Annotated in this window: 10 protein-coding genes; 4 read left to right on the forward strand and 6 right to left on the reverse strand. The window is 62.4% G+C overall.

The annotated features are described in order from the left end of the window. Positions 1-62: 62 nt before the first annotated feature. From PSH86_RS02910 to PSH86_RS02925, 4 genes are all read right to left on the reverse strand, one after another. Positions 63-1,823, reverse strand: a complete 1,761-nt coding sequence (locus PSH86_RS02910; protein ID WP_109752152.1) for a molecular chaperone — start codon at positions 1,821-1,823, stop codon at positions 63-65. Positions 1,824-1,948: 125 nt separating this feature from the next. Next, a complete protein-coding gene (gene asd, locus PSH86_RS02915; protein WP_109752153.1) occupies positions 1,949-2,809 on the reverse strand; it encodes an archaetidylserine decarboxylase in 861 nt (286 codons plus the stop codon). A 19-nt stretch (positions 2,810-2,828) separates the two neighbouring features. Next, positions 2,829-3,644 carry a rhodanese-like domain-containing protein gene (locus tag PSH86_RS02920; RefSeq protein ID WP_109752154.1) on the reverse strand — a complete coding sequence of 272 codons (816 nt, stop codon included), beginning with the start codon at positions 3,642-3,644 and terminating at the stop codon, positions 2,829-2,831. Between the two features lie 42 nt (positions 3,645-3,686). Beyond that, complete coding sequence (locus tag PSH86_RS02925; protein WP_163855563.1) at positions 3,687-5,225, reverse strand: HDOD domain-containing protein; 1,539 nt, start codon at positions 5,223-5,225, stop codon at positions 3,687-3,689. 166 nt (positions 5,226-5,391) lie between these two features. Between PSH86_RS02925 and motA the strand changes: the two genes are divergently transcribed. Both motA and motB read left to right on the forward strand, forming a co-directional pair. Next, positions 5,392-6,243 (forward strand): flagellar motor stator protein MotA, encoded by an 852-nt coding sequence (gene motA / locus PSH86_RS02930; protein WP_003197198.1) that lies wholly within the window; start codon positions 5,392-5,394, stop codon positions 6,241-6,243. Positions 6,244-6,246: 3 nt separating this feature from the next. Next, positions 6,247-7,284: a flagellar motor protein MotB gene (motB, locus tag PSH86_RS02935; protein WP_109752156.1), complete on the forward strand. Its 1,038-nt coding sequence runs from the start codon at positions 6,247-6,249 to the stop codon at positions 7,282-7,284. Positions 7,285-7,422: 138 nt separating this feature from the next. Here motB and rsgA read toward each other — a convergent pair whose 3' ends face one another. Then, the gene (gene rsgA, locus PSH86_RS02940) at positions 7,423-8,454 is read right to left on the reverse strand and encodes a small ribosomal subunit biogenesis GTPase RsgA (RefSeq protein ID WP_028237543.1); all 1,032 of its coding nucleotides are present in this window, start codon (positions 8,452-8,454) and stop codon (positions 7,423-7,425) included. 109 nt (positions 8,455-8,563) lie between these two features. Between rsgA and orn the strand changes: the two genes are divergently transcribed. After that, on the forward strand, positions 8,564-9,106 hold the full coding sequence (orn, locus tag PSH86_RS02945; protein ID WP_003197208.1) for an oligoribonuclease: 543 nt from the start codon (positions 8,564-8,566) through the stop codon (positions 9,104-9,106). A 253-nt stretch (positions 9,107-9,359) separates the two neighbouring features. Continuing rightward, complete coding sequence (locus PSH86_RS02950; protein WP_170866829.1) at positions 9,360-9,974, forward strand: trimeric intracellular cation channel family protein; 615 nt, start codon at positions 9,360-9,362, stop codon at positions 9,972-9,974. Here PSH86_RS02950 and queG read toward each other — a convergent pair. Next, positions 9,956-11,035: a tRNA epoxyqueuosine(34) reductase QueG gene (queG, locus tag PSH86_RS02955; protein ID WP_109752157.1), complete on the reverse strand. Its 1,080-nt coding sequence runs from the start codon at positions 11,033-11,035 to the stop codon at positions 9,956-9,958. The two genes, PSH86_RS02950 and queG, sit on opposite strands and share 19 nt — an antisense overlap. Between the last annotated feature and the right edge of the window lie 41 nt (positions 11,036-11,076).

An 11,076-nucleotide genomic window follows, 5' to 3' on the forward strand; every position in this document is an offset into this window, starting at 1 on the left:
TTTAGGGCCGCTACGCGCCCCAGCGGGAGCAAGCTCCCTCGCCACAGGGGGCTATGCGCTGTTTAGAGCGACTTCCACAACGAATCAAAATTCCCCTCTTGGTCGCCGCCACCCTCAGTCTCGGCTGAGTCTTCCGGGTGATAGGAAAACTGGTTGAAGCTGTGGGTACTGGTCACCCGGCGGTCCAGGCCGGCGCGGCGTTCCTGGCCGTTGGTGTTGATCAGTACACGCTGGCCCTCCTGGAACGGCAGGCGTGGGGCGATCATGGTGGGAGGCAGGTCGATGGCGCTGATCTCGGGCAGTAACAAGCCGCGCAGGTAGTGACCGTGCTCGTTCTCTTCCCGGACCAGTTGCAGCCCACAAGGCTGGGCATGGGGTGCGACCAGTTCGATGCCCATCTGCATGGCGCCGTTGCGCACTTGTCGGATCCAGCGCACCACGGCAACGCTCCAGGCTTGGTCACTGCTGTCTCGAATGCCGATCATTTCACCGGCTTGAAGCTGTTCCGGCACTTCCTTGGGCCAACCGAGGCAATAACCGCCAGGGCTGTGGTTGATGATCGGCAGGTCGTAGGTGGGAAAGTGGTGCTGATTGTCGGAGCTGGTGCCGTCGTCATCGGCCGGGTTGACCGGGTACTCGATTTCTTCATAGGGCAGCAGGTCGCTGTCACCGGCGGGGGCGGCGTCGAAGGCCTGCTTCCAGGCGTCGTTTGTCTTGCTCGGCGAGGCTTCGAAGCGGGCTTTGCGGGTGGTGGGGCTTTTCAGGATTTCGTTGAAAGAGCGCTCGCCGCCGAGGTAGTAGTGCAGCGCACTCATGCCCACGCACAGGGTCAGCGTGCCGTTGCCCTCGGTGCGCTGGAAGCTGCGTTCGGCCGCTTCGCCCCAGGCCGCTTGCAGGTGATGCAAGGTGTCGACGCTCATGCCGCCAGGTACTGGCAGGTTGTTCTCGGCAGGTTGTTCCAGGTGAGTGGCGATTGCACGCACCAGGGGCTGGGGATCGAAGCCCTGCAAGGTCGGCTGCTGTTCGGCTCGGAACTTGGAGCGGTAGCGCGGCCCGACATCCAGCTCCGGCGCGACCGCGAACAGGCTGCTGGCAGCGGTGGCAGGGTCCAGCTTGACCCACTGGCTCCAGGACTCGAGCACTTGGGTCAGTCGCCCGATCTGGCTCTGGCGCAGTTGATTGCTGCGTGACGCGCCCAGCAGCAGGGCGACGACATAGGTTTGCTCGGCGTTCAATTGATGAACCTGGCTGGCCAGGTCATCACTCACGCTCAGGTGCTGCAAGCGGTGCAGGCAAGCGATCCGGTACAGCTGATGCAAATCGAGCCATAGCCCTTCAGGTACTGGGCTGTATAGCTGGCTGGCACGCAGCAGCGGGCCGTTGAGGGCATGTATCGCCCGTTGCAGCGCGGTGCTCAGCAGGCGAGCCCGATCCTTGGTGTATTTCGAGGCGATACGCGCCACGATCTGTTTGTAGCCCATCGCCAGTTGGGTTTGCAGGGCCTGGCACAGGTTGACGATCTTGCGCGAGCGCTCATCCAGCACGATGGCCTGTTGCAGGAAGTGCCGCTCCAGGTGCTTGCAGACGTAATACACCTCGGGCCGCAGCAGCTCGAGCAGTTGCAGTCGATTGTCGCTGGGCGTGAGCAGTTGGTTGAGTTCACCAAGGGCCTGGTACAACAGGCGGGCGGTTTCGCCGATGTTGGCCTTGGGCAGGTTGGCGATCCAGCGCTTGAGGTCCCGTGGCGTGGCATCGCAGAACGACAGGCGTGATTGCGTTGGGGGCTGGACGCGCAATAGCTGGAGAGGGCTGGTCTCATTCATGCCGTGGTCGGGCTCCGGCGGGAAATAAACGTGATGTTTCCAACTCTAGCAGTTGTGGGCGAAAGAGGTGCTCTATCTATGCAGCATGCCCTGTGGGGAGCTCGCTCCCCACAGGGGCCGATGACTCAGGCTTTTGGCAGTGCCAGGCCTTGACCCATCTGCACGGGCGAACCGGCCACCAGTTCCTCGGCCCATTTCACTTGATCCGGACCAAACAGCACGATGGCGGTCGAACCTAGCTTGAAGCGGCCCAGTTCGGCGCCTTTTTCCAGGTGGATCGGCGCACGGGCGACTTCGTCGTAGCGGAAAGTCTTGAGTTCGCGCTTGGGCGGTGTCACCAGGCCGGCCCAGACGGTTTCGATGGACGCCACGATCATCGCGCCCACCAGCACCACGGCCATCGGCCCGCGTTCGGTGTCGAAAATGCACGCCACGCGTTCGTTACGAGCAAACAGTTCTGGAACGTTTTCGGCGGTGGTCTGGTTGACCGAGAAAATTCGTCCTGGGATATAAACCATCTCCCGCAGGGTGCCGGCCAGCGGCATGTGCACGCGGTGGTAGTCCTTGGGGGAAAGATAGATGGTGGCAAAATCGCCGCCCATGAACGGCGCCGCGTTGGCTGCATCGCCGCCCAGTAGCTCCAGTACGCTGAAGCTGTGGCCCTTGGCCTGGAATACCCGGCCGTGCTCGATCGGGCCGAGCTGGCTGACGGCACCGTCGGCGGGGCTGAGGATGGCGCCCGGGGTTGGGTCCAGCGGACGCGCACCGTCTTTCAGGGCGCGGGTGAAGAAGGCGTTGAAGTGCTCGTACGCCGTCAGGTCTTCCACCAGGGCCTGGGACATGTCCACTTGGTAGCGCTTGGCAAACCACGCGGTGAAGGCGTTCTTGAACCAGCGCACGCGGCATTCGGCAATGCAGCCGGCCAGCCGCGACAGCAGGTGGTGGGGCAGCAGGTATTGAGTGAGGATGAACAAACGGTTTTTCATTAACTGTCCTTAAGAACCTTCAAAGCTCGATGGGGGTATCGGGGTGGTTGCCCCATTCACCCCAGGAACCGGCATAGCCTTTGACTCGTGGATAACCGAGCGCCTTGGCCACCAGGTAGGTGAAGCCGGAGCGGTGGTGAGTCTGGCAGTGGGTGATGATTTCTTTGTCGGGCGTGATGCCCAATTGTTCGAGGATTTGCGGCATGTCCTTGCGGATGCGCAGGTTGCGCTCCTGGTCCATGCCAGCAGTCCATTCGAAATTGACCGCTCCGGGAATGTGTCCGCCTCGGGCTGCGACGACTTTCTCGCCGGAATACTCCAGCGGGCCGCGAGCGTCCCAGATGGCCAGGTCGGCAGCGCCGAGACGGCTTTGCAGATACTCGCGGGTAGCGGTGGGAGCATCGTGCAGTGTCAGGCTGACCGGGCCTGCAACCGGTGCAGGGACGTCGACGGACACCGGCAGGCCTTCGGCCAGCCACGACAGCAAGCCGCCGTCGAGGTAGTGGTAGTTCGAGTGACCGATCACGTCCAACAGCCAGATAAAACGCCCGGCCCAGCCGCCGCCTTCATCGTCGTAGACCACGTAGACCGCATCCGGGTTATGCCCGAGCTCGCCGAACAGTGCTTCGAGGTCGGCTTTGGCTGGCAGCAGGCCCGGGGCTGGCGGCTGGCCGAGCTGGGTGCGCTTGGGATCGACGAAGCGTGCACCGGGAATATGCCCGGTGCTGTAGCGGGCGGCGCTGGTCAGGTCCACCAGAATCAGTTCGCGGGCGTCGAGGCGCGGTAGCAGTTCGCTCGGCTCGATCACCAGTGGCAAGCCAGAGAAGTCAGGCATGTGAGGTCTCCAGGGGCGCAAAGGGAAAGGATTGTAGCAAGTTCAGCGGCCGCGGTTGGTAAAGGTATGCAGGGCCCGTTCGATGCATTGCACGGTTTTGCCGAAGGCTTGCACGGTCACGTCCGAGAACGGCCCGCCGCCCTGGTCCACCGCCACCAGCATGATGACTCGGCCATTGCAGGTCAGTGAGCGCAACAGCAGGTGCTCACCCCGGAACAGGCTACGCAGGCCCGGTGGCAGCAGCGCCGAAAACTGCGCATTGTTGTCCGGGTTCAGGCGAACCTGGGCCTGCTGGGCCAGCAACCGCTGCAATATCTTGCTCTGGCTGATGGTAAAACTCATGGCCGCGGCTTCTTTCGGCAGGCCGGCGGTCTGGTGTACGCGCACGCTGGCCTGGCTGCGGTCGGGCATCAGGATCATCACCCGGCGCATGCCACAGGCCACCAGCACGTCCCGTGCCGAGGTGGTCAAGTGCATGGCATTGCGAAAGGGGCTCGGTTCCACCAACAGTGCGGAGCATTGCTTGCGCCACTGGCTCAGGTCTTCGGCGCTGGGTGGGGCGGGGGGGAGCAATCCGGGGTGGATGCGACGGCTGTCCCAGGGCCAGAGCAACGCCACGGCCGGGTGCCAGAGGTCCGGCATGGCGTCATGACGGGCGCTGGTGACAGCTTGTTGGTGCAGTTGTTGCTGGACCTCATCCATCGGCATCTGCAGATACAAACTGGTGAGGTATTGCCAGCGGACAATGTGGGGGCTATCCCAGGCCTGTTGCGCTGAAAGTGCCAGGCCGTTGGCCAGCAATACGGTATTGGCCGGTTGATTGAGCCAGCGCCGCAGCGTCGGGTCATCGTCCAGGCGATTCTGTTGGCGCAGTGGGTGTTCGCTGTCCCGGGCGATGCGCAGCACTCTCACCAGCTCGCGGCGTTCATTGAGCAGCAGGCGATAGCCCTGCATCACCCAGATCGGCAAGCGCCAGGTTTCTACCAGCGCCAGGCAGATCTTCAGCAGGCTGACGCCGAACAATTCGCGCTCGACCTTGCTCGCGGGCTCACCTTTATGGACGACCCGCAACTCCCACTCCCCCAGCAACCGCGGGTGAGTCAGTGCCAGGGGCCAGAGCGGCGACAGAAACAACAGGCTGCCCCAGTGTATGTCCTGCCACAGTCGCGCCAGGCGGCTGGCAAAAAAGCCATTGGCCTGTTGCGTGGCGTGCTGGCTGATCAATTGCAGCTGGCGCAAGGCAACGGGGATTTCTTGCCCCGGCAACGACGGCAAGCGAGCGAGCAGTTCCTCGGTGCGCTTGAGGCCGAGACGGTTGATGGCTACTTCGAGATTTTCCGCCGGTTCTGCAAGGCTGCCATGGGTGTGATGGTTGGCCTCGCGGATGACGCTCAGGGCCAGGGCCGGGCTGTCCTGCATCAGTTCGGCGATGTCGCGCAACGAGCGGCGGCTGTCGGCAATGGCCTTGCAGACCAAGTCATGACTGGCCTGGGGCACTGGTAGGTGCACGCCGTCCAGCAGCTTTACCCAGCCTTCGAGCGTGGTCGGTCGCGGCGTTGGAACCTTAGTTTCGTTAGTCATGGCTGGACGTGATCATCGTATGAATTCTCTACGCCCGAAGCGGGCCAAACTGGCTTTTCGCCAGAACTGGCTATAGTCTGGCGCAGTTTTGCCGATAAGTAGAAGAAGAGATTTTTCAGCTTCCGAATATGACCTTGAACCCGACTTAAATAAGTACTTTCTATCTATGGCTAAAATTATCGGCATCATTGTCGTGTTCGCGAGCGTACTCGGCGGATACGTGCTCTCCCATGGCAAGATTGCCGCCCTGATCCAGCCTTTCGAGGTGATGATCATCGGTGGCGCGGCCCTTGGCGCATTCCTGCAGGCCAACCCCGGCTACATGACGATGCACGTGCTCAAGAAGTCCCTGGGCATGTTCAGTTCGCGTTTCAGCCACACCTTCTACCTCGAAGTGCTGGGCCTGATCTACGAGATCCTCAACAAGAGCCGCCGCGAAGGCATGATGGCGATTGAAGGCGATATTGAAGACGCCGCTGCCAGCCCGATTTTCGCCAAGTATCCTGCGGTGCTCAAAGATGCCCGCATGACGGCGTTCATCTGTGATTACCTGCGCATCATGTCGTCCGGCAACATGGCGCCCCATGAGCTCGAAGGCCTGTTCGACATGGAGCTGTACAGCCTCAAGGAAGACCTGGAGCACCCTTCCCACGCAGTCACCGGCATCGCCGACGCCATGCCCGGCTTCGGTATCGTCGCGGCGGTATTGGGCATCGTGGTAACCATGGCTTCCCTGGGCGACGGCGACCAGAAGTCCATCGGCCTGCACGTGGGTGCGGCACTGGTGGGGACCTTCTTCGGTATTCTGGCTGCGTACGGTTTCTTCGGTCCACTGGCCCACTCCCTGGCCCATGACGCCAAGGAAGAACTCAACGTCTACGAAGCCATCAAGGCTTCCCTGGTGGCCTCGGCCTCGGGCATGCCGCCATCGCTGGCGGTGGAGTTCGGTCGCAAGGTCCTGTACCCGGCGCACCGTCCAAGCTTCGCCGAGCTGGAACAAGCGGTTCGCGGTCGTTAAGTCATGGAAAATAACCAGCCGATCATCATCAAGCGCGTCAAGCGCATAGCCGCGGGGCATCACGGGGGCGCCTGGAAAATCGCCTTCGCCGACTTTGCGACGGCGATGATGGCGTTCTTCCTGGTGCTGTGGCTGCTGTCCACCGCGACCCCGGAACAGAAGATCGCCATCGCCGGTTACTTCAAGGACCCGGTCGGTTTTACTGAAAGCGGCACGCCGTACATCATCGACCTGGGTGGTTCACCGACCCTGGCGCCGGACACGACCCTCAATCCTGAAGTCAAATCCGAGCCCCAGCCCGACAAGGTGACGGTGGATTCCGAGCAGGTCGAAGGCATGGCCGAGCAGATCGAGCGCGAGCGCCTGGAATTGTTGCTGCAGGAATTGCAGAACAAGGTCGAGGAGAACCCGCAGCTGCAGAAATTCAAGGACCAGATCCTGTTCGAGATCACGCCGAACGGCTTGCGCATCCAGATCATGGACGCCGAGAACCGGCCGATGTTCGATTCCGGCAGCGCGCGCCTGAAACCTTATTTCGAAGACATCCTGCTGGCCATGGCCGACACCATCAAGGCGGTGCCGAACAAGATCAGCATCAGCGGTCATACCGATGCCAAGCCCTACGTCGGCAAAGGTGATTTCGGTAACTGGGAGCTGTCCGCCAACCGCGCCAACGCGGCGCGTCGTGCCCTGGTGGCTGGCAGCTATCCGGACGAACAGGTGGCGCGGGTGGTCGGTTACGCATCCTCGGCGTTGTTCGACCGCAAGGACCCGTTCAACCCGGTCAACCGGCGTATCGATATCGTGGTGTTGACCAAGAAGGCCCAACAGGCCATCGAAGGTTCGCAAACCGACGACCCGGCGCCGGATCCGGCCCAGGGCCAGGGCGCACCGGGTGAAGTCCCGGCGACGCCTGGTGCTGCGGTTGATCCGAACGCCTTGCCGGCGGATAAGCAACCGGTGCCGGCCCATGAGCTGCGCGAACGTCTGAACCTGTTCGACGATGCTGCGCCGAAACCGGCCGAACCGCCGGCGCAGTGACCTAAGAGCCGATACAGACCTGTGGGAGCAAGGCTTGCCCGCGATGAAGGCGATGCGGTCTTTCAGAGACCGAGGTGCCTGTTTCGCGAGCAAGCTTTGCTCCCACGGATCCCCTCGCCACAAAGGTGTCCGGTCGGGTCAGTAACTGCTTTCCGGCAGGCTGGCGATGATCGAGCGGTAGCTGTTCATCCGTTGCTGATGCACACGACCTTCTTCCAAGGCCTTGAGCAGGGCGCAGCCGGGTTCGCGATCGTGCTTGCAGTCGCGGAAGCGGCAGGTGCCGATCAGCTCGTTGAACTCGATGAATCCGGCTTCGACATCGGCCCGGCTCACGTGACCCAAGCCAAACTCACGGATGCCCGGTGAGTCAATCAATTCACCGCCGCCGGGGAAGTGGAACAGTCGCGCGGTGGTGGTGGTGTGGGTGCCCTGGCCGGACAGCTCGGACAGTGGCCCGACACGGGTCTCGACGTCCGGCAGCAGGCTGTTGACCAGCGACGACTTGCCGACACCGGACTGGCCGACGAACACACTGATGCGCCCGTCCAGTTGCTGCTGCAATTGCTCCATGCCGTTGCCGTGATGGGCCGAGACTTCCAGCACCGGGTAACCCAAGTCCCGATAGACCGACAGCAAGGCGTTCAGCGCCGGAGCGTTGTGTTCGTCGATCAGGTCGAACTTGTTGAGCAGCAATAACGGTCGGATGCCAGCATGCTCGGCGGCTACCAGGTAACGGTCGATCAGGTTGGCGTGGGGTTCGGGCAGCGGGGCGAACACGATGACGATCATGTCGACGTTGGCGGCCACGGGCTTGAGCTGGCCCCGACTGTCTGGACGGCACAGCTCGGTGTGGCGCGGCAATTGTGCGACGATCACGCCGATGCCCTGGTTGCCGGCACGCCAGACGACCTGGTCGCCCGTCACCAGCGCCGGCAGGTTGGCGCGCAGGTGGCAGCGGAATACCTGGCCGGCCAATTCGCCTTCCCGGGCCTCGACCTCGACCTGCACGCCGAAGTGGGCGATTACCAGGCCGGTCTGTTCAGGGCCCAGGTCGCCACCCTCCAGGGCTTCGACAGCACTGGATTCGCGTTTGGCGGCGCGGGCGGCGCGCTCGCCCTGGATCTTTTCGATGCGCCAGTTCTGACGACGATTGAGTTGGCGTTTGGCCATGGGTGTTCCGTATGAAGAAATACAGCGAATAGGGTAAAACGGCCGCGAGTTTAGCACGCCCAAAGGCCGGCCTAGGCTAAACTGCGTGGCTACGCCGAGGAGCCTCCCTATGCAAAACCCGCAGAACCTGATCTGGATCGACCTGGAAATGACCGGTCTGAACCCTGATACCGACGTCATCATCGAAATGGCCACCATCGTCACCGACAGCGACCTCAACACCTTGGCCGAGGGCCCGGTGATCGCAATCCATCACAGCGACGAGATCCTGGCCGGCATGGACGAATGGAACACCCGCCAGCACGGCGGCTCGGGCCTGACCCAGCGGGTGCGCGAAAGCAAGATCAGCATGGCCGAGGCCGAGGCCCAGACCATCGCCTTCCTGGAACAGTGGGTGCCAAAGGGCAAGTCGCCGATCTGTGGCAACAGCATCTGCCAGGACCGTCGCTTCCTCTATACCCACATGAAATCCCTGGAAAGCTACTTCCACTACCGCAACCTGGATGTCTCCACCCTCAAGGAACTGGCCGCCCGCTGGGCCCCGCAAGTGCGCGACAGCTTCCAGAAGGGTGGCAGCCACCTGGCCCTGGACGACATTCGCGAGTCCATTGCCGAGTTGCAGCACTACCGTAAGCACTTCATCAAGTTCTAACCGGCACCCCAGCGGCTGGCCAGATTGCTTTTGTGGCGAGGGAGCTTGCTCCCGCTGGCCTGCGCAGCAGGCCCCAACAGCTTCAGGTAGGCCGAATTGTCCGGTTTGGCGGCTGCTGCGCAGCCGAGCGGGAGCAAGCTCCCTCGCCACAGGGGTAGTTGGCGGTATGGCGCTCAGGCAGAAGACGCTGCTGCGCCCTCTTTTGGTGCCTGCCCAAACTGGCTAGACTGCGCGCCTTCCCGTACGGACCGCCATCATGTTGCTGATGCTTTATCTGATCGCCATCACCGCCGAAGCCATGACCGGCGCCTTGTCTGCCGGGCGTCGGGGCATGGACTGGTTCGGCGTGGTGCTGATCGCCTGTGTCACGGCGCTGGGTGGCGGCTCGGTGCGCGACGTGCTGCTCGGTCATTACCCGCTCACATGGGTCAAGCACCCCGAATACCTGGTGCTGACCACGGCAGCGGCGATGCTGACGGTGTTCCTGGCGCGCTGGATGCGCCATTTGCGCTCGTTGTTCCTGGTGCTCGACGCCGTGGGCCTGGTGGCGTTCACCCTGATCGGCTGCATGACGGCCCTGGAAATGGGTCATGGCATGCTGGTGGCGTCGGTCAGTGGGGTGATCACCGGGGTGTTCGGCGGCATTCTGCGGGACATCTTCTGCAACGATATTCCGCTGATCTTCCGTCGTGAACTTTACGCCAGCGTCTCGTTTGCCGCGGCATGGTGTTATCTGCTGTGTGTCTTCCTGCAACTGCCGAACGAACAAGCGATCCTCATCACCTTGTTCGGTGGTTTCCTGTTGCGGCTCCTGGCGATTCGCTTCCACTGGGAAATGCCGAAGTTCGTCTACAACGACGAAGTTTGACGCTCGGCATGTTGGCGCAACGCCCACTCCACGTGCTCGCGCACCAGCTCCGACGGGTAGTCGCGCCGGGCCTCCAGAGCTTGCAGCACGGGAATCGTCGAGGGCGCATTACCCAGGCCCACCGCCAGGTTGCGCAGCCAGCGCTCGTAGCCGGCGCGGCGCAGCGGTGAACCTTCGGTGCTGCTGAGGAAAGTCGCCTCGTCCCACATGAACAGCTCGGCCAACCCGGCATTGTCCAGGTTGTGCCGTGGTTTGAAGTCGCTTTCCCCGGACGGTCGGGCGAAGCGGTTCCATGGACAGACGATCTGGCAGTCATCACAGCCGAACACCCGGTTGCCGATCAACGGCCGCAGCTCCTCGGGGATGGCGTTTTTCAGTTCGATGGTCAGGTAGGAAATGCAGCGTCGGGCGTCAAGCACGTAGGGCCCGACGAAGGCATTCGTAGGACAGATATCCAGGCATGCGGTGCATTTTCCGCAATGTTCGCTGGCATGGGGCGGGTCCACCGGCAGGGGCAGATCGACAAATAGCTCGCTCAAGAAGAAATAGCTGCCGGCCTTGCGGTTCAGCACCAAGGTGTTTTTACCGATCCAGCCCAGCCCGGCCTGTTCGGCGATGGCTTTTTCCAGCACCGGCGCGCTGTCGACGAAGGCGCGATAACCGAAGGGGCCGATGACCGCCTGAATTTTTTCTGCCAGTTGTTGCACGCGTTTACGGATCAATTTGTGGTAATCGCGGCCCAACGCATAACGCGAGACGTAGGCTTTCTCCGGTTGACCGAGCATCTGCGCCATGTGCGTGTCGCCCGACAGGTAGTCCATGCGCAGGGACACCACCCGCAGCGTACCTGGCACCAGCTCCTCGGGGTGTGAGCGTTTGCTGCCGTGGGCGCCCATGTAGTCCATTTCGCCGTGGTAGCCGGCGTCGAGCCAGCGTTGCAGGTGTTGCTCATGCTCGGCAAGGTCCAGGCCGCTGATGCCGACCTGCTGGAAACCCAGCTCGCGGCCCCATTCCTTGATGGATTGGGCGAGGGCGGGGAGGTCTGTGGGAATGGCAGGCATGAGGCGAGAGAAACCAGAGCTGAGATGCGTATAATTCTGCC

Source organism: Pseudomonas sp. FP2300, assembly GCF_030687595.1.
GTDB classification, from domain to species: Bacteria; Pseudomonadota; Gammaproteobacteria; order Pseudomonadales; family Pseudomonadaceae; genus Aquipseudomonas; species Aquipseudomonas bijieensis.

Bases quoted from the DNA above. Each gene is read 5' to 3' on its own strand.
- PSH86_RS02910 (WP_109752152.1), bottom strand. From the start codon at position 1,823: ATGAATGAGACCAGCCCTCTCCAGCTATTGCGCGTCCAGCCCCCAACG.
- asd (WP_109752153.1), bottom strand. From the start codon at position 2,809: ATGAAAAACCGTTTGTTCATCCTCACTCAATACCTGCTGCCCCACCAC.
- PSH86_RS02920 (WP_109752154.1), bottom strand. From the start codon at position 3,644: ATGCCTGACTTCTCTGGCTTGCCACTGGTGATCGAGCCGAGCGAACTG.
- PSH86_RS02925 (WP_163855563.1), bottom strand. From the start codon at position 5,225: ATGACTAACGAAACTAAGGTTCCAACGCCGCGACCGACCACGCTCGAA.
- motA (WP_003197198.1), top strand. From the start codon at position 5,392: ATGGCTAAAATTATCGGCATCATTGTCGTGTTCGCGAGCGTACTCGGC.
- motB (WP_109752156.1), top strand. From the start codon at position 6,247: ATGGAAAATAACCAGCCGATCATCATCAAGCGCGTCAAGCGCATAGCC.
- rsgA (WP_028237543.1), bottom strand. From the start codon at position 8,454: ATGGCCAAACGCCAACTCAATCGTCGTCAGAACTGGCGCATCGAAAAG.
- orn (WP_003197208.1), top strand. From the start codon at position 8,564: ATGCAAAACCCGCAGAACCTGATCTGGATCGACCTGGAAATGACCGGT.
- queG (WP_109752157.1), bottom strand. From the start codon at position 11,035: ATGCCTGCCATTCCCACAGACCTCCCCGCCCTCGCCCAATCCATCAAG.